Here is a 24,678-nt window from a genome sequence, read left to right on the forward strand (position 1 = left end):
TGAGCCTCAGGGCTTCCAGCGCCGCAGCAGCAGCGCGTTGGCCATCACGCTGACGCTCGACAGCGCCATCGCCGCCCCCGCCACCACCGGGCTCAGCAGCCCGAAGGCGGCCAGCGGAATGCCGGCCACGTTGTAGGCAAAGGCCCAGAACAGGTTCTGCCGGATCTTGGCCACCGTGCGCGCCGAGAGCTCGAGCGCCTCGGCCACGAGCGCCAGGTCGCCGCGCATCAGCGTGATGCCGGCCGCTTCCATCGCAACGTCGGTGCCGCCGCCCGCAGGCGCCATGGCAATGCCCACGTCGGCCGCGGCCAGCGCGGGTGCGTCGTTGGCACCGTCGCCGATCATCGCGACCACCTGGCCGTTCTTCTTCAAGGCGCTGACCTGCGCTGCCTTGTCGGCGGGCAGCACCTCGGCGCGCACGTCCTCGGCGGCAATGCCGAGCCGCGCCGCCATGGCCTGCGCGGCGCGCAGGTTGTCGCCCGAGATCATCACCACGCGCAGGCCGCGTGCGTGCAACGTGCGGATGGCTTGCGCGGCCTCGGGCTTGGGCTCGTCGGCAAAGGCCAGCAGCGCCTGCACCCGGGCAGCGCCCACTGCGTCGAAACGCAGCAATGCGGATACGGTGGCGCCCTGCGCGTGCAGGCGCTCGACCTGCGCAGCCTCGGGCACGGCGCCGAGTTCCGCGCACCAGCGCAGGCTGGCAATGGCCCAGGGCTCGCCGTTCACCTGGCCGCGCACGCCGCGGCCGGGCATCGCCTGCATCACGCCCAATGGCGGCGCCTGCAGGCCGCGCTGCGCGGCAGCCGCCATCACGGCGCGTGCCAGCGGATGCTCGCTGCCGCCTTGCAGGCTGGCGGCGGTTGCGAGCAATGCGGCTTCATCGCTGCCGCCTGCCATGGGCACCAGCGCCGTGAGCACCGGGCGGCCGAGCGTCAGCGTGCCGGTCTTGTCGAAGGCCACCGTGCCGACACGGTGCGCAAGCTCCAGCGCCCGCGCGTCCTTGATGAGGATGCCGCGGCGCGCCGCCACGCCAGTGCCGGCCATCACGGCGACCGGGGTCGCCAGGCCCAGCGCACAGGGACAGGCAATGACCAGCACGGCCACCGCGTGGATCATGGCGATCTCGATGCCGGCGCCCGCAAGCAGCCAGCCCGCTAGCGTGGCCAGCGCAATCGCCAGCACCACCGGCACGAACACGGCCGCGACCTGGTCCACCAGCCGCTGGATCGGCGCCTTGGCGGCCTGCGCGTCCTCGACCAGACGGATGATGCGCGCCAGCACGCTCTCGGCGCCCACCGCGCTCACCTCGACGACCATGCGGCCGTCGCCGTTCACCGCGCCGCCCGTCAGTGCGTCGCCAGGTCCCTTCGGCACCGGCAGCGGCTCGCCCGTGAGCATCGACTCATCGACCTCGGACTGCCCCTCGATCACGCGCGCATCCGCGGGCACGCGCTCGCCCGGACGCACCACGAGCCGGTCGCCCACCATCACCTCGGCCAGCGGCATGTCGCTTTCGCCGCGCGGGCCCACCAAATGCGCGGTCTCGGGCCGCAGCTGCTGCAGCGCGCGGATGGCCGAGGTGGCCTGCCGCTTGGCGCGCGCCTCCAGCCACTTGCCGAGCAGCACCAGCGTGATCACCACGGCCGAGGCTTCGAAATACAGATGCGGCATGCCGCCGTGCCCCGCATGCTCGCCTGTGGTCGCGCGCCACCAGAGCCAGAGCGACAGGCCGAATGCCGCACTGGTGCCGAGCGCCACCAGCAGGTCCATGTTGCCGGTGCCGGCCTTTGCAGCATGCCAGCCCGCGCGGTAGAAGCGCGCGCCGAGCCAGAACTGCACCGGCGCCGCCAGCAGCAGCTGCAGCCAGGGCGGCAGCATCCAGTCCTGTCCGAAGGGTTGGCCGAGCATCGGTGCCAGGAGCGGTATCGACAGCAGCAGCCCGAGGCCCACGGGCCCGAAGCCATGCCAGGGCGACAGCGCAGCGGCCTCGTCGGCCGCGCCGCTTGCCGCGCGCGGCTCGTAGCCCGCGGCGCGCACGGCGCGGCGCAGGCGGGCGTCCATGTCTTCGCCACCGGCGGCAGTCACCACGCGCGCCGATTCGGTGGCGAGGTTCACGCTGACGTCCTGCACGCCCGGCACGTTCTTGAGCGCGCGTTCCACGCGCATCACGCAAGAGGCGCAGGTCATGCCGCCGACGGAAAGATCGAGGGTGCTCATCGGGTCGTGTAGGTTTTGCAGCAGATTGTCCATGCACCGAGGCTAAAGCCTCACATCATGGCAAGGTCAAGCCGGCACGCGCAGTGTCCCTGCGCTGGACATTGACATCATGAGAAGGTCCAAACTGGCGCTTCGTTCACTTCATTTCATTCAACAGAGGAGCAAAGACGATGAGCCAGAAATTCCAGGTCTCGGGCATGAGCTGCGGCCACTGCGTGAGCGCGGTGCAGAACGCGGTGCAGACGGTGGACCCCGAAGCGCAGGTGACGGTGGATCTAGAAACCGGCCATGTCGACGTGCTGAGCGCGCAGCCCCGAAAGGACATCGTGGCGGCCATCGAGAACGCCGGCTACCGGGTCCAATGAGCAGCTTCGGCACTGTCTCGATCGGCGAGGCCGCGCGGCTCTCGGGTGTCTCGGCGCGCATGGTGCGGCACTACGAGGGCCTGGGCCTGCTGCCCCCGGTGGCGCGCACCGACAGCGGCTACCGCCAGTACGGCGATGCCGACATCCACACGCTGCGCTTCATCAAGCGCTCGCGCGATCTCGGTTTCTCGATGGAGGAAATCGCCGAACTCGTGGGCCTGTGGCACAACCGCCGGCGCGCGAGCGCCAGCGTGAAGCGCATCGCGCAAAGGCACCTGGGCGAACTGGAACAGCGCATTGCCGACATGCAGTCGATGCGCAGCACGCTCGCGCACCTGGTGCACTGCTGCCACGGCGACGCGCGCCCCGACTGCCCCATCCTCGACGATCTCGCTGGATAGGTTCTCCCCCAGGCTTCGCGCACCTCGTGTCGCTACGCCCTCCCCCTCGCCGGGGGCAACACCGGTGGCCCGGCGAAGCCGGTTCCACGGTGTTCCTGAAAAAGGGATCAGGCTCCTCTGACGAGAGACAGCACTTTTCCAGCATCCAGGGTGCGGGCCTTTTCCTGGATGGCCGGCAAGTACTGGGTCTGCAGGCTCTTGCCTTCCTGCACCACGCCCGAGAAGGTGTCCTTGAGCATCTGTGCCGACAGCGTGCGGCCGCCGGCGTAGTAGCGCTTGGCCACGTGTCCGAGCGCATAGGTCGAGGCGAAGCTCATGCCCGAGCTCACCGCCTGGTTGCCGAGGCCGCGCAGCAGCCCGCCACCCATCTTGCCGAGCAGGCCGCCGAGCAGCTTGCGCCCGGCCTGTTCCAGGTACTGCGAGGTCAAGCCCACGCCGACCGTCGCCAGGAAATCCTTCACGTGGCCGGTGTCGAGCTCGTAGCCGTGGGCCTTGCCGATGCGGTAGACCAGTTTCATCTGCAGCGGAATGATCGCCATGGTCGAGAGCGTTTCGGGTAGCAGTTCGAGCGCGCCGTTGAGGATGGATGCGTTGAGGATCGACTTGTCGAGCTCCGCGCTGTCGGGCGATAGCGCAGCAGCAGCAGCAGCAGCAGCAGCGGCGGGCGTCACGGCCACGGCCGTGCCGGCGGCCGCCGCCGGCACCGCTGCCGCAATCTCTTCCGCCTGCCGCGAGAACTGCGCCGCCGAGGCATCGAGCCCGAGCGAGGTGCGCACGTCCGCCAGGAACATGCGCTCGGCATCGGACTGCGTGCCGTCCACATCGCACACGCACACCGCCATCTCATAGGCCAGCTGCTTCGATTCCGTGCTCTTCAGCTCGCCGGCGACCGAAGCCAGCGAGACGCGCTTCATCAGCACGTCCTGGTAGAGCGTGGGCAGGTTCACGCCGTCGGCTTGCGAGAGGCCCTCGGCAATGCGCTTGATCTCGGCGCGTTCGCGCTCGTGCTTCTCACCGTCGACGAAGGCGGCCAGGAGGCTGAGGGACACGATGGCCCGGGTTTCGGAAGGTGTCACGTTCGAATTTCCACTGGTTGAGGGACAAAGTTCGTTCGGCGCGGAGCCTAAAGGTTCCGCCGCCGGTTCTCCCCACAAAGCTTGGGCAACTCTGTGGATAACACTCGCACTTCCTTGTAAGAGAAAGCTAAGTGATTGATCTGAAAGACAAATCTACAGTCTGCCCAAATATGAGGCAATGAATTTCTCGCGCCGAAAAACGCCTTTGGCAGATTTTCCGGACCATGTCAAAGGACAACCCTGGGGAGATTTCCGGCACAAACAGGGTGTTATCCACAGGGCTGGCGCTTCCAGCAATGTTGTTCCTTTTGGCGCGACAGCACGGAAGCGCAGCTGCGCACAGTGACGCAGGCATGACAAGTCCATGTCACGCAAGGGAAAAAGTGCCATGTCCACAGACCGGCGCCACCCTTATCTACTACTACTAATTTGAATAAGAGAAATAAGAAATAGAAACGGGGACAGCGCCGCGCCCGAAAAAAAATCCGTGAACGGCCGCGCCGTGTTCGCGGCGCCACGCAGGCAAACTTGCCTCGCCGATCGGCGCTCGCTCGCTAACATCCGGGGATGAGTTTCAAACCGCGGATCCTGATCGCCGAAGACGAATCAGGCATTGCCGACACCCTCCAGTACGTCCTGAAGAGCGACGGCTTCACGCCGGTCTGGTGCGCCACGGCCGAAGACGCCATTGCGCAGTTCGCACAGGAACCGCCCGCGCTCGCGATCCTGGATGTCGGCCTGCCCGACCTCAACGGCTTCGAGCTGTTCAAGCGGCTGCGCGCGCTGAACCAGTCGCAGGGCGGTGCCGAGGTGCCGATGCTCTTTCTCACGGCGAGGAGCGACGAGATCGACCGCGTGGTGGGGCTGGAACTCGGTGCCGACGACTACATCGCCAAGCCCTTTTCGCCGCGCGAACTGGTGGCGCGGGTACGCACCATCCTGCGGCGCAGCGCACGAGCGGTCCCTGGAGCGCCCGCGGGACCGAGCGATGGGGTACCCCATCGAATTCCGGGCGCGGCGCCTCCAGCGCCCGCCCAGCCCCCCGCAATGCCGTTTGCACTGGACAACGAGCGCATGCAGATCCGCTACTACGGGCGCCTGCTCGAGCTCTCGCGCTACGAGTACGGGCTGCTGCGGTTGCTGGTCCAGCGGCCGGGGCGCGTGTTCACGCGCGATGAGCTGCTGCAATTGGTCTGGGACGACGCGAGCGAAAGCTTCGACCGCACGGTCGACGCCCATGTGAAGACCCTGCGCGCCAAGCTCAAGGCCGTGGCGCCCGAGGTGGAGCCGATCCGCACGCTGCGCGGCACCGGCTATGCGCTGAACGAAGAACTGCCTCTCAACGCGCCGTGAGCCGGCGCACGCGCATCTTTATCGGGATTCTGCTGATCTACACGGCGGGCATCGCGTTCCTGCTTTACCGCGTGGTCTCGGACATCGATCCGCGCTACCGCGAGTCGGCCGAGGAATCGCTGGTCGAGACTTCGCAGCTCATGGCCAGCCTGGTCGAGCAGGACGTGATCGCGGGCGCCATCAACACCGCGCGGCTGGAGCCGCTGTTCCGCACGGTCTATGCGCGCGAGTTCTCCGCACAGATCTACAACCTGCACAAGAACCGCGTCGAGCTGCGCGTGTACGTCACCGACCGCAGCGGCCGCGTGGTGTTCGATTCGCTCGGCAGGCACCTGGGCGCCGACTACTCGCAGTGGAGCGACGTGAGCCGCACGCTCGCCGGCCTGTACGGCGCACGCACCTCGCGCGACGTCGACGGCGATCCGCGCACCTTGGTGATGTACGTGGGTGCGCCGATCCGGTGGAACAACGAGATCGTCGGCATGGTGAGCGTCGGCAAGCCGGTGCAGAGCTTCGGCCAGTTCGTGGAGGACGCGCGGGCCCGCACGCTGTGGGTGGGCGTGGGTTCGGGGCTGGCGCTGCTGCTGCTGGCGGTGATCGTCTCGGTCTGGCTGGTGCGGCCCTTCGGGCTGATCTCGGACTACTGGGCCTGGGTGCGCGCGCAGCGCACGCTGAGCCTTTCGCGCATGGCGCGGCGCGCGGTCGATGCGGTGCGCACCGGCTTCAGCGAAATGCGCGACGCGCTGACCGGCCGCAACTATGTGGCCGACTACGTGCAGACCTTCACGCACGAAGTGAAGAGCCCGCTCTCGGCGATCCGCGGCGCGGCCGAGCTGCTGCAGGAACCGTCGATGCCGCATGCGGAGCGCGAACGTTTCCTGAAGAACATCGAACGCGAAACGCAGCGCATCCAGGAAATCGTCGACCGCATGATGGAGCTCACCGCACTGGAAACCCGCCACGGGCTCGACCGCACGGAGCCGGTGGCATTGGCTTCGCTGATCGAGGACATCGCCATCAGCGTGCAGCCTGCGGCGGCCAAGCGCAACATCGGCGTGCGCGTGAACATCCGCACCGAGGCCCGCACCGAGGGCGATCCGTTCCTGCTGCGGCGCGCCATCAGCAACCTGCTGGACAACGCGATCGATTTTTCACCGCAGGGCAGCGAGGTGCTGCTGACGCTGGAGACCACCGCGAAGCTCGCGCGCGTGAGCGTGCGCGACCACGGCCCGGGCATTCCGGACTACGCGCAGGAAAAGGTCTTCCAGAAGTTCTATTCGCTCGCGCGGCCGCACAGCCAGAAGAAGAGCACCGGGCTCGGGCTGGCCTTCGTGAAGGAGATTGCCGCGCTGCACCGCGGGCGCATCGAGCTCGGCAATGCGGCGCGGGGCGGCGCGGTGGCCACACTCACGCTGCCGCTGCTGTCGCACCACTGAGCGGGTCACTGGCCCGTGAGTGCCGCGTAGGCCCTGCGCGTTGCGGGGCTCACCGCGGCGAGCAGTTGTTCGTACGAGGTCTTGTGCCGCGCCAGCATGCGCGCCGAGGCCACCGTCTTCGACTTGCAGAACCAGTGGCAGGTGTGCTGCATCAGGAACAGCTCGGCCGACATGGTGAAGGCCTTGGCCTTCGGTGAGCGGCCCGCGTCGTTGCGCATGACCTCGGCAATGCCGCGCGCGTGGATCGCCAGTGCTTCGCGCAGATCGAAGGTCGCAGCCGGAAACAGCTTGTGCGCAAAGGGAATGGCCACGGGCAGCTTGCTCACGCGTGCCTCCGCCGCGTCGACCCGCGCAAACTCGGCGGCAAAGCTGTCGAACTGGGCCGAGAGCTTTTCCTCGGTGGAGTCGAGCAGGCTCCAGATCTGCTGGCGCCGCTCGGCGTTGTCCTCGCCCAGGCAGCGCAGGTAGCCTTCGGTGAGGCTCTCCATCAATCTTTCGATCTGGTATCTGCCCAGGTGGCTGCCCAGCAGCGCGATGCGCTGGCGCTGGTCCCTGGACTTGAGGATGTAGGCGCCGACGACGATCGACGTCGCCAGGATAAGGATTTCCATGGGGAAAGAAGCGTGGGAGGGTAAAGCGAAAGGAGCCGCACCGAGTGTAGAGACTCGGTGCGGCTCCTTTCCGCCATGCCGCCTCAGCGGAAGAAATCGAGGATGCGGTTGCGCTCTTCGGGTGGCGGCGGCGGGCCCAGCGGCACCGGGACGGCGGCCGGCGGCACGCCCATGATTTCTTCGGCCGGTGCTGGAGGCGCCTCGCTCTCCACGCCCAGGCTCGCCACGCTGTGGCCGGGCGTGAAGTCGTCGAAGTACCACTCGCCATCGATGTTGGCGACGCCCGGCGGCTCGGCAATCTTGCTCACCGGCACGCCCTTGAGCGCGGCTTGCATATAGCCGATCCAGATCGGCAGGCTCAGGCTGCCGCCGGTTTCGCCGCGCACGCCCAATTGGCGCGGCGTGTCGTAGCCGATCCATGCAATGCCCACGGTGGTGGGCTGGAAGCCCGCGAACCAGGTGTCGAAGGAGTCGTTGGTGGTGCCGGTCTTGCCGAACAGGTCGTCGCGCTTGAGCGCCTGGTAGGCGCGCGCGGCGGTTCCGCCCTTCACCACGCTCTGCAGCAGCGAATCCATGATGAAGGCGTTGCGCTCGGGAATGGCACGGCGGCTTTCGTCGAGCACCGGCGGCTCGGTTTCGACCAGCACCTTGTCGCGCAGGTCGGTGATGCGCGTGACCAGGTACGGATTGACCTTGTAGCCGCCGTTGGCGAACACCGAATAGGCGGTGGCCATCTGCATCGGCGTGACCGAACCGGCGCCCAGTGCCATCGGCAGGTAGGCCGGATGCTTGTCCTTGTCGAAGCCGAAGCGGGTGATCCACTCCTGCGCATACGGCGCGCCGATGGCCTGCAGCACGCGCACCGTCACCAGGTTCTTCGACTTCATCAGCGCGGTGCGCAGCGGCATCGGACCCTCGAAGCCGCCGTCGAAGTTCTTCGGTTCCCAGGGCTGTCCGCCCTGGGTGCCCGGCTCGAAGTACAGCGGCGCGTCGTTGACGATGGTCGCGGGCGTGAAGCCCTTCTCGAGCGCGGCCGAATAGATGAAGGGCTTGAAGCTCGAGCCCGGCTGGCGCCAGGCCTGTGTCACGTGGTTGAACTTGTTCTTGCCGAAATCGAAGCCGCCCACCAGCGACTTGATGGCGCCGGTGCGCGGATCCATGCCAATGAAGGCGCCCTCCACTTCGGGCAGCTGCGTGATCTCCCAAGTGTTCTTGGGCGTGCGGGCCACGCGGATCACCGCGCCGCGGCGGATCTTGATGTGGGGCGGCGCCTTTGCCGCGAGCCCCGACTGCGCGGGCCGGAGGCCTTCGCCGGTAATCTGCACGGTTTCGCCGTTCGCGCGCACCGCGTTGATTTCCTTACTGCCGGCCTCCAGCACCACGGCGGCCATCACGTCGCCGTTGTCGGGATGCTCGGCCAGCGCTTCGTCCACCGCCTCGTCGACTTCCCTGGGATCGCTCGGCAGGTCGACGAAGCGCTCGGGCCCGCGATAGGGCTGGCGCCGCTCGTAGTCCATGATGCCCTTGCGCAGCGACCTGTAGGCCGCGGCCTGGTCGGCCGCGACCAGCGAGGTGTAGACCTTCATGCCGCTGGTGTAGATGCTGTCGCCGTACTGCGCGTACATCATCTGGCGCACCGTCTCGGCCACATATTCCGCATGCAGCCGGTTCGGATCGGCGGCATCGCGCAGGTGCAGTTCTTCCTTCTTGGCTTCGGCCGCCTGCTCGGCGGTGATGAAGCCAGTTTCCTGCATGCGGTCGATCACGTAGAGCTGGCGCGCGCGGGCGCGCCGCGGATTGGCCACCGGGTTGTTCGCGCCGGGCGCCTTGGGCAGGCCGGCCAGCATGGCGGCTTCGGCCAGCGTGATGTTCTGCAGCGGCTTGCCGAAATACGCATCGGATGCGGCGGCAAAGCCATAGGCGCGGTTGCCCAGGTAGATCTGATTCAGGTAGATCTCCAGGATCTGGTCCTTGCTGAGCTGCTGCTCCAGGCGCAGGGCCAGCAGGATCTCGTAGGCCTTGCGGCTCAGCGTGCGTTCCGAGCTCAGGTAGACATTGCGCGCCACCTGCATCGTGATGGTCGATGCGCCCTGCTTGCGGCCGCCCTTCAGGCTGGCCACAGCCGCGCGTGCGAAGCCCTTGTAGTCGACGCCGCCATGATCGTAGAAGCGCGCGTCTTCCACTGCGAGCACGGCGTCCTTCATGACCTTGGGAATGCTCGCAAAGGGCGTGAGCGTGCGGCGCTCCTCGCCGAATTCGCCGATCAGCGTGCCTTCGACCGTGTACACGCGCAGGGGCAGCTTCGGCCGGTAGTCGGCCAGTTCGGAAATGTCGGGCAGCCGGGGATAGATGGCGGCCACCGCGACGACGGCGGCCACCAGCAGCACCAGCGCGCCGGAGCCGAGCGCGATGGCGCCCCACCGCGCCGCGCGACGCAGCTTCACTGAACGCTGCGAGCGCGCGGGGTCGGTGGAAGGAGAAGAATCGTCCATGGAGGTCACTGGCAATAGGTAAGGAAAAAAACAGTCCGTAGCGTTGGTTACACGGACGCGGCCGCCTCAGGTAAGACCGGCTCGGGCGTTCGGGGGTTCCCGGCCGACAGTGCATACCAGTCGACCTTGCGCGTGGCGAGCATCAACACCGTCAGCATGCCGAATGTCAGCAGGGCGCCGAGCAGCAACGCATTGCTTTCCGATGCCAGCAGGCCGTAGAGCGCGCCATAGAGTACCGCGACATAGGCCCCGAAGCCCGCGCCGCGTTTCCAGCTTTGCAAGACCGCGCTGAAATAGATGCCGAGCAGCAGCACGCTCGCGCCGGCCGCGCTGGCATAGGCCAGCCAGAAGGCCAGCTTCTCGGACAGGGCCAGCAGCAGCAGGAAGAACAGCGCGATCGAGAGGCCGACCAGGCCGTACTGCACCGGATGCATGCGCTGCCTGCGGAACAGCTCGAACATGAAGGCCGCCATGACCACCAGGCCGATGAAGAGCGCGCCGTACTTGCCGGCGCGCGTGCTCATCGAATACACGTTGACCGGCTGCGCGAGCGACACGTCGAAGGTCTGCAGCGGGCCGAGGTCGCGTGGCGCGCGGCTGGTTGCAACTGCGGCTGCCGCCGTGGCAGCACTGGCGGCATCGCCGCGGCCAGGCAGTCCGGCGCGCACCTGCTCGCGCGCGGAGGTCACGAGCGAGGACACGCGCCAGTGCGCATCGAAGCCCTGCGGCGTCACTTCGCGCTGCGTGGCGAGAAAGCGGCCGCCGAAACTCGGATGCGCCCAGGGCGACTTCAGGTGGGCGGTGGTCTCCTCGGCAATCGGCACCATCGAGAGCGTGTCCTGCCCGACGAGGCCGAGCTTCATCTCGAAGGGCAGCGGCGCCTTCGCCTCCCATGCGGCGAGCGCGGCGCCGGTGAGCGGTGCGTGGATGCCATCGGCCAGCGAGGCATCGTCCGCCAGGCCAGGCACGCGCTGCCTGAAACGCAAAGCCTCGCCGTTCATCGCGATCGAAGGCGAACCATCGATTCCGCGCAGGTCGCTCACGCCGAAGACGACGAAAGGCGCCTTGAACTCGATGCCCGAATCGGTTTCGCTGTGCGCCACCGACTTGGGATCGAAGGCCGCAAAGCCGCCGCCGAGCGTGGCGTCGAGTGTATAGAACGGAATCCTGAAGATGCCCCGGTAGCGTTCGTGCGGTGTCATCGAGCCTTCGATGTGCAGCTTGTCGGGAAACACCACATGGGTCATTTCCTTGCTGCGCGCCTCCTGGCCGATCACCTGGCCCTGCGCGTTGCGCAGCGGCTCCGTCCAGCGCTCCACATAGGGCACCAGCAGCAGCGGGCCTACCACGGTCTGCGGACCTGCATAGGTGGCGGCGAGTTCTGCGGCCGCCTCGCGCTGGCTGTTGCCGCGCTCGCGGTTGATCGCATTGATCTCGGCCAGCGGAATGCACAGCAAGAGCGTGAGCATCAGCAGCCCGGCCACCTTGACCAGCATCGAACCCTGCAGGGCCTTCAGCAACTGGAACATGTTCTTTCTCCTCGTCGATTGTCGAAGCCGCGATGCTCGCCGCGCAATCCGAAGCTCGTGTGAAGCGCAGACGCCGGCGGACTTCACACAGGCTTCACACAACGCCGCATCCGCGCGCCGGACTTCAAAGAGCCTTCCAATTTCCTTCTCGCGCGGTGCCGACAGTTGCGGCTGTGCAAGTTCGCACGGACACCAACACCCACACCGCCATGGATGCCCACATCTCCACCCGTCCCGGCCGCTGGCTCTGGCTCGCCACCGTGAGCCTGGCCACGGCGGGCTTCGTCGCGCTCAGCCTCAACCCCGTGCATGCACAGGAAGCACCGGGCCCGCGGCTGAAGACCGAGAGCCCGTATTTCTTCGTGAAAAGCGACGATCCCTCGGTCGACCGCCTGCCGCTCAAGGCCACCGAGGTAGCGGTGAAGATCTCGGGCGTCATTGCCGACGTGACCGTCACGCAGACCTACCGCAACGAAGGCCAGCGCGCCATCGAGGCCAAGTATGTTTTTCCGGGCTCGACCAAGGCTGCCGTGAGCGGCCTCAACGTGCGCCTGGCCGACCGGCTGATCACCGCGCAGATCCGCGAGAAGCAGCAGGCGCAGATCGAATACGACACCGCCAAGAAGGAAGGCAAGACCGCCGCGCTGCTCGAGCAGCATCTGCCCAACGTGTTCCAGATGAACGTCGCCAACATCCTGCCGGGCGACGACGTGAAGGTGGAGCTGCGCTACACCGAACTGCTGGTGCCGCAGTCGGGCAACTATGCGTTCGTCTTTCCCACCGTGGTGGGCCCGCGCTACAACAGCCCGCAGTCGGAGAACGCCCAGGCCAAGTGGATGGCGCAGCCCACGCTGCGCGCAGGCGTGGCGCCGAACACCAGCTTCAGGCTCAAGGCCAGCATCGACACGCCCATGGGGCTGAAGGAGGTGCGCTCCTCGTCCCACACCATCGAGGTGAAGAAGAGCGACGAAGACCGGCACGCCGACATCGTGCTCGCTGCCGACGGCCGGCCCGCGGACAACCGCGACTTCGTGCTCGACTACCGCCTTGCGGGCGAAAAGATCGAATCGGGCCTGATGCTCTACAAGGGCCAGAACACCGATGGCAGCGCCGAGAACTTCTTTCTTGCGATGGTCGAGCCGCCCAAGGCCGTGGCTGCCAGCGCGATTTCGCCGCGCGACTACATCTTCGTGGTCGACATCTCGGGCTCGATGCACGGCTTCCCGCTCGACACCGCCAAGACCGTGCTCGAGCGGCTGATCGGCGGCCTCAGGCCGAGCGACACTTTCAACGTGCTGCTGTTCTCGGGCAGCAACAAGATGCTCTCGCCCAGGTCGGTGCCGGCCACGCGCGCCAACATCGAGCAGGCGCTGGCCACCCTCCGGAACTACGGCGGCAGCGGCAGCACCGAGCTGATTCCCGCGCTCAAGCGCGTCTACGCCGAACCGAAGGAAGAGAACGTGTCGCGCACCGTGGTGCTGGTGACCGACGGCTACGTGAGCGTGGAGCGCGAGGCTTTCGAGCTCGTGCGCAAGAACCTTTCGAAGGCCAATGTATTCGCCTTCGGCATCGGCTCGTCGGTGAACCGCAGCCTGATGGAAGGCATTGCGCGCGCCGGCATGGGCGAGCCCTTCATCATCACCGACCCGATCCAGGCGCCGGAGCAGGCCGCGCGCTTCCGCCGCATGGTGGAGTCGCCGGTGCTGACCAACGTGAAGGTGACTTTCGGCGGGCTCGACGTGTACGACGTGGAGCCGCAGGCGCTGCCCGACGTGCTGGGCGAGCGCCCGGTGATCGTGTTCGGCAAGTGGCGCGCTGATTCGGAAGGCAAAGCCAAGGGCCGTGTCATCGTCGAAGGCCAGGCTGCCAATGGCCCGTACCGCCAGGAACTGCGCATCGACCCGCAGCTGCGCCAGGACACTGCTGCGCTGCGCACGCTGTGGGCGCGCCACCGCATCCAGAGCCTGAGCGACCAGGAAACGCTCGAGGGCGGCAACGCCTTCAAGGAGCGCATCACCGAGCTCGGCCTGAAGTACAGCCTGCTGACCCAGTACACCAGCTTCATCGCCGTCGACAAGGTGGTGCGCAACCCCGCGCCGCAGAACAGCGTGGGCGTGAACCAGCCGCTGCCATTGCCGCAGGGCGTGAGCGAACTCGCGCTCGGCGCCGAGGTGCCGAGCACGCCGGAGCCCGAGACGCTGGGCGCCATTGCCGTGGTGCTGTCGATGCTCGCGATGCTGCGCCGCCGCGCGCGCCGCAACGATCCGCGCCGCTTCACGGCCTGAGCCAGGGAAGAAGAAAAAATGTCATTGGCCGCACTCGCCCATCGCCATCCGCGCATCGTGGATTGGGGCATCCACGTCGACCGCGCACCGGCCGCCGGCTGGCTCGCACTGCAATTTGCCGCGCTCGCGCCGACCTGGGCCTGGATGGTCCGGCGGCTGCGCGACGGCTCCGACGATCCGCTGGGCCCGCTGGCGCTAGCCGCCCTGGCTGCGCTGGCGTGGCATTGCCGGCGCGAATTGCGGGCCGCGCCGCAGCTGGGCTGGCTGGCGCTGGCAGGCGCTGGCACCGTGCTCGCGACCTTGCTGCGCACCGGGCTGGGCGCCCTGCCCGCGCTGCCACCGCTCGCGGCGGGCCTGGTGGCCGTGCTGGCGCTGGCCTGCGGCCTGCTGGCCTTCCTGCCGCGGCGCGTGGCCGCGCTGCCGGTGGCCGGCCTGGCGGTGCTCGCGCTGCCGCTGCTGTCGTCGCTGCAGTTCTATGCGGGCTATCCGCTGCGCGTGGTCACGGCCGAGGCGAGCCGCTGGCTGCTGGCGCCGGGCTTCAGCGTGGCGCGCGAGGGCGCGAGCCTGGTGGTCGATGGCCGGCTGGTGATCGTCGATGCGCCGTGCTCGGGCGTGCAGATGGTGTGGCTCGGCTATTTCACGGCCTGCGCCGTGGCGCTCTGGGCCCGCCGGAGCGATCGCGGCTTCCTGCGCCGGCTGCCGATGGTCGGCCTGCTGGTGCTGGGCGGAAACATCCTGCGCAACAGCGTGCTGATTGCATTCGAAGGCGCAGGCCACCCGCTCGCGCCCTGGGCGCACAACCTGCTCGGGCTGGTGGTGCTGGCCGCGGTGTGCGGCGGCATCGCCCGCCTGATGGTGCCGGCGCGCACCCTGCGCGAATTTGCCGACCAGCCGATCCCGGGCCTGATCACCACGCAAGGAGGCCGCCATGTCGACACGGTTCTTTGAAGCCCTGTTTGCCAACCATTTCATCAACCGCATCGGCCACAAGACCGCCTTTGCGCTCGCGATGCTGCTGTGCATGCTGTGGTCGACCGCGGCGGCGCTGCGCGCGCCGCCCGAGCCTTCGATGGCCATGGCCTCGCATGAATGGCCCAGCCAATGGGACGGCGTTCCACTGCGGCCGCTGGCGCTCGGCGACGTCGAGCAGCGTTTTGCCGACCGCTTTCCGGGCGCCATCGGCCGCATGACCGACGGCACGCAGACCATCGTGATGCGCGCGGTGAACGCCCCCACGCGCATGCTGCATCCGGCGGCCGACTGCTACCGCGCGCTGGGTTTTCGCATCGAGCAGGCGCGCCTCGAACGCGATGCGCAGGAGCGGCTGTGGCGCTGTTTTGTTGCGCAACGGCACAGCACGCAAAAGATCCGCGTCTGCGAGCGCATCGTCGATGCCGAAGGCACGGCTTTCACCGACACTTCAGCCTGGTACTGGGCGGCGGCCAGTGGACGCTCGAGCGGTCCGTGGCAAGCTGTGACGGTGGCGAGGCCGATGTGATGAGAGTTTTGTGAAACAGTTTCTGCGATTCGTGATCTACGGGCTGCTGGCCCTTGTCGTGACGACGTGTGTTGCTATCTTCCTGATAGTAAAACTGGTGCTCGCACCGGCGGCGGGCGAGTGGAGCACCACGGTCGGAGCCGGCCCGCTGCGCGTGGCGGTGGGCGTGCCCACGGCGGTGCGCCTGGCCACCTCGTCCTGGTTCGCGCCGCGGCTCGACGGACACTCGTTCGACAGCCGGTTCGGCACCCTGCACTTCGCCTGGAAGGATGCGGCTGGCGTGCTCGAAGTGCGCTGCTCGCCCTGCAGCGCCGAGGTTGCCGCGCTCGGCACGCAGCCGATCGTGTTCGAAGGCCTGGTCGCCACCGTGAAGCGGGACGGCAACACGCTGGCCGGCACCATCGAGGCCACGCCCCGCAGCGCCGATGCCGCCGCCATGCTCCAGGGCCAGTGGCAAGGACAGCTGCCGCCCAAGGGCAAAGGCCTGCAGCTCAGCGCCGACATCAAGGACGCGCCCATTGCCCGCTGGTATGCCGTGCTCGCGCCCAACCTGCCCGAACTGCAGCGCGCCCGCATCGGCGGCACGCTGGCGCTGCGTGGGCAAGTCGCGCTGCCCGAGGCCACGTTCGCGGTGCAGCCCACCGTGAGCCAGTTCACCGTCGAGGGGCTGGGCACCGAAGCCATGCTGGGCGCGCGCACCAGCTGCGGCGCACCGTCGAAGCTGGCCAAGGACAGCTGGCTGGCGCGGGCCGTCATCGCGGCCGAAGACCAGCGTTTCTTCACCCATGCCGGCTACGACCTGGCGGAGATCGTCGCGTCGATCGACAACAACCAGAAGGAAGGCCAGCCCAAGCGCGGCGGCAGCACGCTCACGCAGCAGCTCGCCAAGATGCTGGTGACCGGCAGCGACCGCACGGCGGAACGCAAGCTGCGCGAGCTGCTCTACGCGGTCGAAATGGAACAGACCCTGGGCAAGGCGCGCATCCTGCAGCTCTACCTGGACAACGCGCCATGGGGCGGCAACCTGTGCGGCGCCGAAGCCGCCGCCCGGCGCTATTTCAAGCGTTCCGCGCGCAGCCTGGAGCCCGCGCAGGCGGTCTGGCTCGCGTCGATGCTGCACAAGCCGCAGGCGGTGCTCGAGCAATGGCGGCGCGACGGGCAGATCGACCCGGACCGCACCAAGTGGGTCGCCGAAAGCGTGCGTGGCATCAGCCGCAACCAGCGCGAGACGCTGCTCAAGAGCGTGGCGGCGGCCAGATTCACCGCACCGGAGGCTTTCCCATGAACGAGGTCGAAGCCATCGAGCGCGCCACCGTGGCCGCCGTTTCGCCCCTTGCCGTCGAAGAGATCGACGGCTGGCTGCTGCCCTTCGACGACGGCACCGTCAAGCGCGCCAGGTCGGCCGTTCCGCTGCACCGCGAGCCGGTCGCAGGCCGCACGATCGACCGGATCGAGGACCGCTACGACCGCCGGCACTTCGTGCCCGCCTTCCGCCTGGCCGATGTGCCCTCTTTCGTGGCGCTGCAGTCCGAGCTGGAGCAGCGGCACTACGTCGGGGACTCGCCGACCTGCGTGCAGATCGGCTCCGCACGGCGCATGCGCGAGGTGGCCGCGGCCGGCGCTGCGCTGGCCGATGTCGACCTTGCGCCCGACGACGCCTGGGCCACCCTGTTCCTTGGCGAGGGCTTCGATCCCGTGGATGGTGCCCATCGCGTGCGTGCGCTCTCGCGCGCCAAGGGCTCGCTCTATGCCAGCGTGCGCGAGGGCCGCCGGACCGTCGCAGCGGGCGCCATGGCCTTCGGCCACGGGTGGGCCAGCGTGCACGGCATGCGAACCGAGCAGTCGCAGCGCGGCCGGGGCCTGGCCGGGCGCGTGCTGGCGGGCCTTGCGCGGGCCGCGCTCGAGCGCGGCTTCGAGCGCGTGTTCCTGCAGGTCGACGCGCACAACATGGCCGCCCATGCGCTCTACCGGCGCGCCGGTTTCTCGACGCAATGGCAGTACCGCTACTGGCAGCGCCAGCAGTGGCCGCGCTGAAGCCGCAGCAGTGCGGCGAGGCGGATTCCGCAATTCCTACCGGGTGGCGCGGTCGGGCCGTTAGTGCCACCATGGCTGCATGACGAATGCAAACCACCACGCCAACCACCCGACCGATCCCGTGGCCACGCCGCGCGGCATCGACCACATCGTGGCCGGTGTTTCCACCAGCGATGGCGACGGCGTCAAGCTCACCCGCGTGCTGCAGCAGCCGCTGCAGAAAAGGCTCGATCCCTACCTGATGCTCGACGCCTTCGGCAGCGACAACCCGGGCGACTACATCGGCGGCTTTCCCAATCATCCGCACCGCGGTTTCGAAACCGTGACCTACATGATCGCGGGCCGCATGCGGCACCGCGACAGTGCCGGCCACGAGGGGTTGCTGCAGAACGGCGGCGTGCAATGGATGACGGCCGGCCGCGGGCTCGTCCACAGCGAGCTACCCGAGCAGGAGGACGGCCTGATGGAAGGCTTCCAGCTCTGGCTCAACCTGCCCGCCAAGGACAAGATGCGCGAGCCCTGGTATCGCGATATCCAGAGCGAGGAAATTCCGGAATACACCACCGCCGCTGGCGTGCACGTGCGCGTGATCGCAGGCGCGAGCCATGGCATCGAGGGCGCGGTGCGGCGCGAGAACACCGAGCCGCTGTACCTAGACATCACCCTGCCGCCCGGCGCCGAATTCGCTCAGCCGCTGCCCGACGACCACAACGCGCTGGTGTATGCGTTTCGCGAATCGGTGTGGATCGCGGGCAGCGAGGTGTCGACGCGCCGCATGGCCATTCTTGCGAACGACCCCGGCAGCGACGGCGTGGTGCTGCGCGCTGGGGCCACCAACCACAGCCCGGCGCGCGCATTGCTGATCGCCGGCAAGCCGCTGCACGAGCCGATCGCGCAGTACGGGCCCTTCGTGATGAACACACAGGAGCAGCTGAAGGAGGCCGTGCAGGACTTCCAGAGCGGCAAGTTCGGCGCTTGATGTAGTCGCCGGCCTACCGAAAATCGGCATCGCCCGCAGGTCACGGGCGCACGCGTGGGGCATAGATTGGCTGCCATGCCGCATCGCACGATCCAAGCCCCGGAGGTCCGCAAGGGACAGGCGCCCGAAACACTGAAGCGCGACCAGTTCCACGAGCGCTTCATGCAGCCGTTCCAGGACCCCGCCTTCCAGGCCGAAAAGAATGCGCTGCAGCGCATCGAACTCATCGCATGGGAGGCCTACGAGCAAGGCCGCAAGGCACCCGTCACGCGCAAGGCCGGCCCGGGCCATGCCGACCCCGACTACGAACTTTCGGTCGACTGGCTCGAAGCCAGGGCGCGCATCGATGCTGCGCAGGCCGCCTGGGGCCAGGCGCAGACGAAGTCGCGCGTGCTGCTGGTCAACGGCTCGCCGCGCAACGACGGCACCTGCCCCGGCGAGATATCGAAGACATGGCGGCTGGTGCAGCTTGCGCGCGAGGTGCTCGAAAGCTGCGGCATCGAGGCCGACGTGCTCGACCTGAGCTTGCTCGCCTCCGACTACGGGCGCCACATCCATCCCTGCAAGGGCTGCGTGTCCACCGCCATGCCGCTGTGCCACTGGCCCTGCAGCTGCTATCCCAACCACGCGATGCGCCAGACCGGCGACTGGATGAACGAGATCTATGAGCGCTGGGTGGCCGCGCATGGCGTGATCCTGTTCACGCCCACGCACTGGTACCAGTCCACCAGCCCGCTCAAGCTCATGGCCGACCGGCTGGTGTGCGCCGACGGCGGCAACCCCGACCCCACCAGCACCCACGGCAAGAAGCCCGACGAAGCCAAGGCCCTCGAGCTCCAGGGCTGGGGCTATCCCAAGCACCTGGCGGGTCGGGTCTACGGCGTGGTGGTGCACGGCGACGTGGCAGGCGCCGAGAGCCTGCGGCGCAACCTGTCGGACTGGCTCGACTGGATGGGCCTGGTCGACGCGGGCGCACAGGCCCGGCTCGACCGCTACATCGGCTACTACGAGCCCTACGCCACCAGCCACGACAGCCTCGATGCCGACGAAGGCGTGCAGGAGGAAGTGCGCAACGTGGCCCGTGTCGTGGCACTGGCCGTGGGCGAACTGCGCTCGGGCAGGCTGCAGGCGCCCGACCGCGGACTGAAGCCGCCAAGGCCCAAGTAAGTCACGCCGCGGGCGGCGAAAGGCCTGCGCGTTCATGATTCTTTACGCACGCTCACTTCCGGCTCACCTGGGCGATACAGAGGTCTTCCACACTTCGTCTCACCTGCTGCCCATTGGCGGCGGGCTTCTTCGAAAGGAAGCACTTTTCATGATCTCTCTTCGCCAACGCATCGTCTGGGCCAGCCTTCTGGGCTCGGCCGCCCTCGCCTCTTCGGGCGCCTTTGCACAACAGGCCCCGGCGGCACCCGGCACTTCGACTTCCACGCCCGCCGCCGCCGTTGCGCAGGCCGAGGGCAGCGCAGCACCCAAGGCGCAGCACAAGCGCATGGATCCGGCACAGCGCATGGAGCGCATGCAGGAGCACCGCGCCAAGCGGCTTGCCGCGCTGAAGGAAAAGCTCAAGCTGAACGCCGGACAGGAAAGCGCGTGGACCACCTTCACAGCGGCCAGCCAGCCGGCGGCCCGCACGCAGCGCATGGACCGTGCGGAATTCGCCAAGCTCACCACGCCCGAGCGCCTGGAGCGCATGCAGGCCCGCCAGGCCGAGCGCAGCGCCAGGTTCGCCAAGCGCGCCGAGGCCACCAAGGCTTTCTATGCCGCGCTGACGCCCGAGCAGCAGAAGACCTTCGACGCGGAAACGGTGCATGCCGGCATGCACGGCCACCGGGGCCGTCATGGCCATCACGGCGAGGCCTCCACGGCCCCTGCCAAGAGCTGACCCGCAGACAGTGCGCCCGTGCGGCGCACACGATGAAAAGCCCGCGATGCCTCGAGCACCGCGGGCTTTTTTCGTACACGAACCCTTATTGGGGCGTGCCGGTCTTTTCGGTCGGGTTGGTGGGCACCTCCGGCCGCTCGCCCGGCTGGCCGAACTGGGGCTTGGGCTTGCGGGCCAGCTGGCTCACCTCGGCGCGCGACATCTCGCCCGTGGGTTGCGGCATGGCGTTCGGCTGCCCGTTCACGGTGGTGCTGGCCTCGCCCTTCGGCACCAGGTTGTTGGTGTTGTTGCGGTTGTGGGCGCGCGCCTCGGCCTTCACGGCTTCGCGCGACACCGGCATGCTGGCGTCGGGGCGCTGCGGCGGGTTGGGCACGCCGGCGGGTGTCTGCGTGCTGGCCTGGCCGCCCAAGGCCGGGTCCGGCTGGGCGGGTATCGACGTGGCTTGCGCCATGGCGGCACCGGCCGCGGCCATCAGGCCGGCCAGCGCCGTGGCGTGAAGGATTGCGTGCTTCATGGTCCGTTCCTTTGAAAAATGATGATGAGGAAGAAGACCGCCGGCTTGTTTCCTGCGGCCTGAAAACCACCGTAGGAGGGCCCCCGCCCGGCCCGTGTCGGGGTGCGGCAGGCCTGCCTGTAGGAGCCGGCCGTCGCCTCTCGAAAGGCGGCGAAGAAGGTGGCGCGTTCCTACAGGCGCGCCGGGCGCGGCAACGTACAACCACAACACCGATGTCTTCCTCACCGATTCCACTTGCCGCTGCGGCGCCGACTTCGCTCAAGGTCATGACGGTGAACACCCACAAGGGCTTCACCGCGCTCAACCGCAAGTTCATCCTGCCGGAGCTGCGCGACGCGGTGCGCACGGTGGGAGCCGACGTGGTGTTTTTGCAGGAAGTGCTCGGTACCCATTCGCGTCATTCGCGCAAGGTCAACAACTGGCCCGAGGCGCCGCACTACGAATTCCTCGCCGACACCATGTGGCCGCAGTTCGCCTACGGGCGCAACGCCGTGTACCCGAGGGGCCATCACGGCAACGCGGTGCTGTCCAAGTTTCCGATCGTGCATTTCCGCAACCACGACGTGTCGGTGGCCGGGCCCGAAAAGCGCGGCCTGCTCCATTGCGTGCTGCGCCTGCCGGGCCGCACGGTCGACGTCCATGCGATCTGCGCGCATCTCGGCCTGGCCGAGGCGCACCGGCAGCAGCAGCTGGAACTGCTGCTGCACATCGTGCGCGACGAGGTGCCGGCCGATGCGCCGCTGATCGTCGCGGGCGACTTCAACGACTGGCGCGGCCGTGCCCACCAGGTGCTGGAGGAAGGCGCCGCGCTGCGCGAGGTCTTCGTGCATGCGAACGGTTCAGCCGCCAAGACCTTTCCGGCGCGCTTTCCGCTGCTGTCGCTGGACCGCATCTATGTTCGCAACGCCGGCGTGCATGCGCCCGTGGTGCTGCCGCGCAAGCCTTGGTCGCACTTGTCGGATCACGCGCCGCTGGTGGCGAACATCGATCTTTGAAGCGGACTCCCCATGACCTGCGGTGAACGCCATGGATAACGTCGGCCAATGGGTGGGCGGCAACCGCATCGCGCTGCTCGAGAACGGCGAGGAATTCTTCGCGCGCGTGTTCGATGCCATTCGCCACGCGCAGCGCGAAGTCATCATCGAAACCTTCATCCTGTTCGAGGACAAGGTGGGCCTTGCGCTGCATGCCGCCATGCGCTCGGCGGCCCAGCGCGGCGTGAAGATCGACCTGATGGTCGACGGCTTCGGCTCGCCGGATCTCTCGCGCGAATTCATCGCAGAACTGAGCGCCGTGGGCGTGCGGGTGCGGGTGTTCGATCCGGGGCAACCCATCCTCGGCCAGCGGCTCAACGTGTTTCGGCGGATGCACCGCAAGATCGTGGTGGTCGATGGAGAACTCGCGTTCGTGGGCGGCATCAACTACTCGGCCGACCACCTGCTGGACTTCGGGCCCAAGGCCAAGCAGGACTACGCAGTGGAGCTGCACGGGCCCGTCGTGGCGCAGATCCACCAGTTCGTGCTGCGCGCCATCGCGCTCGGCGACAAGGGGCCGCGCTGGTTTCGCCGCCGGCTCAAGCAGGCGCCGCCCGTCGACCGGGAGCCCGTCGGCGATGTGGAGGCCGTGCTCATCACGCGCGACAACCGGCGCCACACCAGCGACATCGAACGCGAATACCTGGCCGCGATCCGCGCCGCGCGCAAGCGCATCGTGATTGCCAACGCGTATTTCTTTCCCGGCTACAGGCTCATCAAGGAACTGCGCCGTGCCGCCCGGCGCGGCGTGGATGTGCGGCTCATCCTGCAAGGCGAGCCCGACATGCCGATCGTCAAGACGGCCGCCACCATGCTCTACCACCACCTGCTGCATGCGGGCGTGCGCATCTACGAATACTGCGACCGCCCGCTGCATGCCAAGGTCGCGCTGATGGATGACGAGTGGACCACGGTCGGCTCGAGCAATCTCGATCCGCTGAGCCTGTCGCTCAACCTGGAGGCCAACGTGTTTGCGCGCGACCGGGCCTTCAACCAGTTGCTGTGGGAGCGCATGGACACGCTCATGTGCAAGAGCTGCCAGCAGATCGGCGAGGCCGACCTGGAGACCGGATGGAGCGGCTGGCGCCTGGTGCGCAGCTTCTTCATCTTCCACTTCCTGCGCTGGTATCCGTCATGGCTGGGGTGGCTGCCGCGGCAGGTGCCGCGCCTCACCCTGGCCGAGGCCACCGAGCTTGCCGAGAAGCGCGAAAAGCGCGAGGGCACCGGCGACAACGGGGCCACGCCGACGGAAGCAGCATGATGAGCTCCGCCCGCACCGCGAGGCTCGCCCACCGGCCCTGGTGGCCCTGGCTGCGCCGCATCGCGGTCTGGGCCTTCTTCGGCCTGATTGCCTGGCTGCTCGTGAGCCAGGCGCGTTCCATCGACTGGCAGGAGGTGTTCGACGCCATGCGCGCGCTGCCCGCGGCCACGCTGTGGCTGGCCGGCGCGCTGGCCGCCGGCAGCTTTGCCACCTACAGCACCTACGACCTGCTGGGCCGCCATCTCACGCGCCATCCGCTCGGCACCCGCACCGTCATGGGCGTGACCTTCATCAGCTATGCCTTCAACCTGAACCTCGGTTCGCTGGTGGGCGGCGTGGCGTTCCGCTACCGGCTCTATTCGCGCCTGGGCCTTCCCAACGGCACCATCACGCGGGTGCTCGGCTTCAGCATGCTGACCAACTGGCTCGGCTACCTGGTGGTGGCGGGTGTCGCCTTCAGCTTCTGGCCGCTCGTGCTGCCGGCCGAATGGAAGGTCGGCAACGGCGGGCTGCGCATCCTGGGCGCGGTGCTGCTGCTGCTGGCCGCAGCCTACTTCGTGCTGTGCGCCCTGGCCAGCGGGCACGTGTTCCGGCTGCGCCACTATCCGTTCAAGGTGCCGTCCCTTCGGATGGCCTTGCTCCAGCTGGCCATGTCGTGCCTGAACTGGGCGCTGATCGGCAGCGTGATCTGGGTCCTGCTGCAGGGCGAGGTGGCCTATCACGCGGTGCTTGCGGTGCTGCTGGTGGCCGCGGTGGCGGGCGTGGTCACGCACGTGCCGGCGGGCCTGGGCGTGCTGGAGGCGGTGTTCCTTGCCCTGCTCTCGCACGAGGTGGCGCAGGGCCGGCTGCTGGGCGTGCTGTTGGTCTACCGCGGGCTCTACTACCTGTTGCCGCTGGGCGTGGCCACGGTGGCCTACTTCGTCACTGAACTGCGTGCGCGGCGCTGGCGGCACGCCGTGCCGTCCAAGCGTTAGAAGTGATAGGTGTAGCGCAGCCGGACGAAGTTTTCGCCCGGGTTGGGCTTCTTGATGCCGGCATTCGAAAAATGCTGCAGCCGCAACGTCAGTTCGTGCTTGCCGTTCTCGCCGAAGCTGCGTCCCACGCCGAGCACTTCGGTGAACTGGAACGCGGTGCTGAAGGTGCGGTCGGGCGTCCTGTAGAGGTGGTCCATCACCGTGCCGCCGACGCCGCCTTCGGCAAACCAGGGCGAACTGCCGCTGTCGAAGCGGTAGCGCCAGGTGTAGATCGCGCCGATCTGCGTGTAGTTGCGTGAACCGCCGCCCAGGGCCGGCGCATGCCAATGGCTCGCGAACAGATCCCAGTACGAAGTGAGCGCCCCTTCGTGCACCGGCTGGCGCGGCGACCACGGCAGCGTCACACCCACCGTGGCCGACTCGGTGCCGCCCTTGTCGCCATGCGGCGCATGGCCGCCCTCGAAATAAAAGCCGCGTGCGCTGTCTTCGAACGCATGAGCCTGCGCGCCCAGCAGGCTCAGGACGCCTGCGAACACGGCGGCCCCGAGGGACGCGGACCTGTGTGCTTTCATGATGTGGTTGTTGTCTGCAAATAATGAAAGAAAAGAAATAATTACTTTCCGCAGCAGTCCGCGCCTTGGGCCGAGGCTATTGCCATGTCGGAAAGTCGGACTTGTTCAACAAATTGCAGAGTCGGTTTTGTTGCAGTGCAGCAATTGCCGCGGCTCGCGTCT

At 67.8% G+C, this 24,678-nt stretch carries 22 protein-coding genes; 15 read left to right on the forward strand and 7 right to left on the reverse strand.

Features of this window, described 5'->3' with window-relative positions; translation table 11 throughout:
- Positions 1 to 6 precede the first annotated feature (6 nt).
- Entirely contained in the window at positions 7 to 2,250 is a 2,244-nt protein-coding gene (locus tag L1081_RS20025) for a heavy metal translocating P-type ATPase (protein WP_489413747.1), read from the reverse strand.
- A gap of 137 nt (positions 2,251 to 2,387) precedes the next feature.
- On the opposite strand from L1081_RS20025, the gene L1081_RS20030 reads away from it, so the two are divergent.
- Together L1081_RS20030 and cueR are read left to right on the forward strand one after the other, a co-directional pair.
- Entirely contained in the window at positions 2,388 to 2,582 is a 195-nt protein-coding gene (locus L1081_RS20030) for a heavy-metal-associated domain-containing protein (protein WP_018903395.1), read from the forward strand.
- Positions 2,579 to 2,983, forward strand: a complete 405-nt coding sequence (gene cueR / locus L1081_RS20035) for a Cu(I)-responsive transcriptional regulator (protein ID WP_489413748.1) — start codon at positions 2,579 to 2,581, stop codon at positions 2,981 to 2,983. The genes L1081_RS20030 and cueR overlap by 4 nt, the downstream gene beginning before the upstream one ends.
- 107 nt (positions 2,984 to 3,090) lie before the next feature.
- On the opposite strand, the gene L1081_RS20040 is transcribed toward cueR, so the two are convergent.
- Positions 3,091 to 4,059 carry a TerB family tellurite resistance protein gene (locus L1081_RS20040; protein ID WP_489413749.1) on the reverse strand — a complete coding sequence of 323 codons (969 nt, stop codon included), beginning with the start codon at positions 4,057 to 4,059 and terminating at the stop codon, positions 3,091 to 3,093.
- 567 nt (positions 4,060 to 4,626) lie between these two features.
- Between L1081_RS20040 and creB the strand changes: the two genes are divergently transcribed.
- Positions 4,627 to 5,412, forward strand: coding sequence for a two-component system response regulator CreB (creB, locus tag L1081_RS20045; protein WP_489413750.1), 786 nt, complete (start codon positions 4,627 to 4,629; stop codon positions 5,410 to 5,412).
- A complete protein-coding gene (gene creC / locus L1081_RS20050) occupies positions 5,409 to 6,848 on the forward strand; it encodes a two-component system sensor histidine kinase CreC (protein ID WP_489413751.1) in 1,440 nt (479 codons plus the stop codon). The genes creB and creC overlap by 4 nt, the downstream gene beginning before the upstream one ends.
- 5 nt (positions 6,849 to 6,853) lie before the next feature.
- On the opposite strand, the gene L1081_RS20055 is transcribed toward creC, so the two are convergent.
- The 3 genes from L1081_RS20055 to creD form a co-directional block, all read right to left on the reverse strand.
- Positions 6,854 to 7,459 (reverse strand): hypothetical protein, encoded by a 606-nt coding sequence (locus L1081_RS20055; RefSeq protein WP_489413752.1) that lies wholly within the window; start codon positions 7,457 to 7,459, stop codon positions 6,854 to 6,856.
- An 83-nt stretch (positions 7,460 to 7,542) separates the two neighbouring features.
- Entirely contained in the window at positions 7,543 to 9,951 is a 2,409-nt protein-coding gene (locus tag L1081_RS20060) for a PBP1A family penicillin-binding protein (RefSeq protein WP_489413753.1), read from the reverse strand.
- A 47-nt stretch (positions 9,952 to 9,998) separates the two neighbouring features.
- Positions 9,999 to 11,480 (reverse strand): cell envelope integrity protein CreD, encoded by a 1,482-nt coding sequence (gene creD / locus L1081_RS20065; protein WP_489413754.1) that lies wholly within the window; start codon positions 11,478 to 11,480, stop codon positions 9,999 to 10,001.
- 209 nt (positions 11,481 to 11,689) lie between these two features.
- On the opposite strand from creD, the gene L1081_RS20070 reads away from it, so the two are divergent.
- The 8 genes from L1081_RS20070 (at position 11,690) to L1081_RS20105 (ending at position 20,161) form a co-directional block, all read left to right on the forward strand.
- On the forward strand, positions 11,690 to 13,765 hold the full coding sequence (locus tag L1081_RS20070) for an XrtQ-dependent VIT and vWF-A domain protein (RefSeq protein ID WP_489413755.1): 2,076 nt from the start codon (positions 11,690 to 11,692) through the stop codon (positions 13,763 to 13,765).
- Positions 13,766 to 13,783: 18 nt separating this feature from the next.
- The gene (gene xrtQa, locus L1081_RS20075) at positions 13,784 to 14,713 is read left to right on the forward strand and encodes an exosortase Q (RefSeq protein ID WP_489413756.1); all 930 of its coding nucleotides are present in this window, start codon (positions 13,784 to 13,786) and stop codon (positions 14,711 to 14,713) included.
- Complete coding sequence (xrtQb, locus tag L1081_RS20080) at positions 14,694 to 15,263, forward strand: exosortase Q subunit 2 (RefSeq protein ID WP_489413757.1); 570 nt, start codon at positions 14,694 to 14,696, stop codon at positions 15,261 to 15,263. The genes xrtQa and xrtQb overlap by 20 nt, the downstream gene beginning before the upstream one ends.
- 10 nt (positions 15,264 to 15,273) lie before the next feature.
- Positions 15,274 to 16,548: a transglycosylase domain-containing protein gene (locus L1081_RS20085; protein ID WP_489413758.1), complete on the forward strand. Its 1,275-nt coding sequence runs from the start codon at positions 15,274 to 15,276 to the stop codon at positions 16,546 to 16,548.
- Positions 16,545 to 17,297 (forward strand): GNAT family N-acetyltransferase, encoded by a 753-nt coding sequence (locus tag L1081_RS20090; RefSeq protein WP_489413759.1) that lies wholly within the window; start codon positions 16,545 to 16,547, stop codon positions 17,295 to 17,297. The genes L1081_RS20085 and L1081_RS20090 overlap by 4 nt, the downstream gene beginning before the upstream one ends.
- A gap of 79 nt (positions 17,298 to 17,376) precedes the next feature.
- Positions 17,377 to 18,276, forward strand: coding sequence for a pirin family protein (locus L1081_RS20095; protein ID WP_489413760.1), 900 nt, complete (start codon positions 17,377 to 17,379; stop codon positions 18,274 to 18,276).
- 75 nt (positions 18,277 to 18,351) lie between these two features.
- Entirely contained in the window at positions 18,352 to 19,443 is a 1,092-nt protein-coding gene (locus L1081_RS20100) for an NAD(P)H-dependent oxidoreductase (protein ID WP_489413761.1), read from the forward strand.
- 148 nt (positions 19,444 to 19,591) lie between these two features.
- On the forward strand, positions 19,592 to 20,161 hold the full coding sequence (locus L1081_RS20105; RefSeq protein ID WP_489413762.1) for a Spy/CpxP family protein refolding chaperone: 570 nt from the start codon (positions 19,592 to 19,594) through the stop codon (positions 20,159 to 20,161).
- Between the two features lie 85 nt (positions 20,162 to 20,246).
- Here the strand turns inward: L1081_RS20105 and L1081_RS20110 are convergent, their stop codons facing one another.
- Positions 20,247 to 20,675, reverse strand: coding sequence for a serine/threonine protein kinase (locus L1081_RS20110; protein ID WP_489413763.1), 429 nt, complete (start codon positions 20,673 to 20,675; stop codon positions 20,247 to 20,249).
- 212 nt (positions 20,676 to 20,887) lie between these two features.
- Here L1081_RS20110 and L1081_RS20115 point away from each other — a divergent pair, with 212 nt between their 5' ends.
- The 3 genes from L1081_RS20115 to L1081_RS20125 are packed head-to-tail and all read left to right on the forward strand — an operon-like array spanning position 20,888 to position 23,944.
- Positions 20,888 to 21,670 carry an endonuclease/exonuclease/phosphatase family protein gene (locus tag L1081_RS20115; RefSeq protein WP_489413764.1) on the forward strand — a complete coding sequence of 261 codons (783 nt, stop codon included), beginning with the start codon at positions 20,888 to 20,890 and terminating at the stop codon, positions 21,668 to 21,670.
- Between the two features lie 31 nt (positions 21,671 to 21,701).
- Positions 21,702 to 22,970 carry a cardiolipin synthase ClsB gene (gene clsB / locus L1081_RS20120; RefSeq protein WP_489413765.1) on the forward strand — a complete coding sequence of 423 codons (1,269 nt, stop codon included), beginning with the start codon at positions 21,702 to 21,704 and terminating at the stop codon, positions 22,968 to 22,970.
- Positions 22,967 to 23,944 carry a lysylphosphatidylglycerol synthase domain-containing protein gene (locus L1081_RS20125; RefSeq protein ID WP_489413766.1) on the forward strand — a complete coding sequence of 326 codons (978 nt, stop codon included), beginning with the start codon at positions 22,967 to 22,969 and terminating at the stop codon, positions 23,942 to 23,944. The genes clsB and L1081_RS20125 overlap by 4 nt, the downstream gene beginning before the upstream one ends.
- Here the strand turns inward: L1081_RS20125 and L1081_RS20130 are convergent.
- Positions 23,941 to 24,516 carry an acyloxyacyl hydrolase gene (locus L1081_RS20130; RefSeq protein ID WP_489413767.1) on the reverse strand — a complete coding sequence of 192 codons (576 nt, stop codon included), beginning with the start codon at positions 24,514 to 24,516 and terminating at the stop codon, positions 23,941 to 23,943. The two genes, L1081_RS20125 and L1081_RS20130, sit on opposite strands and share 4 nt — an antisense overlap.
- Positions 24,517 to 24,678: the final 162 nt, after the last annotated feature.

The sequence above is a fragment of the Variovorax sp. MSC1_012 genome (genome assembly GCF_023667525.1).
Lineage (GTDB): Bacteria > Pseudomonadota > Gammaproteobacteria > Burkholderiales > Burkholderiaceae_C > Variovorax > Variovorax beijingensis_B.

Excerpts from the sequence above, each read along its gene's own strand:
- creD (WP_489413754.1), bottom strand. The coding sequence starts at position 11,480 with ATGTTCCAGTTGCTGAAGGCCCTGCAGGGTTCGATGCTGGTCAAGGTG.
- L1081_RS20055 (WP_489413752.1), bottom strand. The coding sequence starts at position 7,459 with ATGGAAATCCTTATCCTGGCGACGTCGATCGTCGTCGGCGCCTACATC.
- xrtQb (WP_489413757.1), top strand. The coding sequence starts at position 14,694 with ATGTCGACACGGTTCTTTGAAGCCCTGTTTGCCAACCATTTCATCAAC.
- L1081_RS20115 (WP_489413764.1), top strand. The coding sequence starts at position 20,888 with ATGTCTTCCTCACCGATTCCACTTGCCGCTGCGGCGCCGACTTCGCTC.
- L1081_RS20105 (WP_489413762.1), top strand. The coding sequence starts at position 19,592 with ATGATCTCTCTTCGCCAACGCATCGTCTGGGCCAGCCTTCTGGGCTCG.
- cueR (WP_489413748.1), top strand. The coding sequence starts at position 2,579 with ATGAGCAGCTTCGGCACTGTCTCGATCGGCGAGGCCGCGCGGCTCTCG.
- L1081_RS20095 (WP_489413760.1), top strand. The coding sequence starts at position 17,377 with ATGACGAATGCAAACCACCACGCCAACCACCCGACCGATCCCGTGGCC.
- L1081_RS20100 (WP_489413761.1), top strand. The coding sequence starts at position 18,352 with ATGCCGCATCGCACGATCCAAGCCCCGGAGGTCCGCAAGGGACAGGCG.
- creB (WP_489413750.1), top strand. The coding sequence starts at position 4,627 with ATGAGTTTCAAACCGCGGATCCTGATCGCCGAAGACGAATCAGGCATT.
- L1081_RS20090 (WP_489413759.1), top strand. The coding sequence starts at position 16,545 with ATGAACGAGGTCGAAGCCATCGAGCGCGCCACCGTGGCCGCCGTTTCG.
- xrtQa (WP_489413756.1), top strand. The coding sequence starts at position 13,784 with ATGTCATTGGCCGCACTCGCCCATCGCCATCCGCGCATCGTGGATTGG.
- L1081_RS20110 (WP_489413763.1), bottom strand. The coding sequence starts at position 20,675 with ATGAAGCACGCAATCCTTCACGCCACGGCGCTGGCCGGCCTGATGGCC.
- L1081_RS20130 (WP_489413767.1), bottom strand. The coding sequence starts at position 24,516 with ATGAAAGCACACAGGTCCGCGTCCCTCGGGGCCGCCGTGTTCGCAGGC.
- clsB (WP_489413765.1), top strand. The coding sequence starts at position 21,702 with ATGGATAACGTCGGCCAATGGGTGGGCGGCAACCGCATCGCGCTGCTC.
- L1081_RS20125 (WP_489413766.1), top strand. The coding sequence starts at position 22,967 with ATGATGAGCTCCGCCCGCACCGCGAGGCTCGCCCACCGGCCCTGGTGG.
- L1081_RS20070 (WP_489413755.1), top strand. The coding sequence starts at position 11,690 with ATGGATGCCCACATCTCCACCCGTCCCGGCCGCTGGCTCTGGCTCGCC.
- L1081_RS20030 (WP_018903395.1), top strand. The coding sequence starts at position 2,388 with ATGAGCCAGAAATTCCAGGTCTCGGGCATGAGCTGCGGCCACTGCGTG.
- L1081_RS20025 (WP_489413747.1), bottom strand. The coding sequence starts at position 2,250 with ATGGACAATCTGCTGCAAAACCTACACGACCCGATGAGCACCCTCGAT.
- L1081_RS20060 (WP_489413753.1), bottom strand. The coding sequence starts at position 9,951 with ATGGACGATTCTTCTCCTTCCACCGACCCCGCGCGCTCGCAGCGTTCA.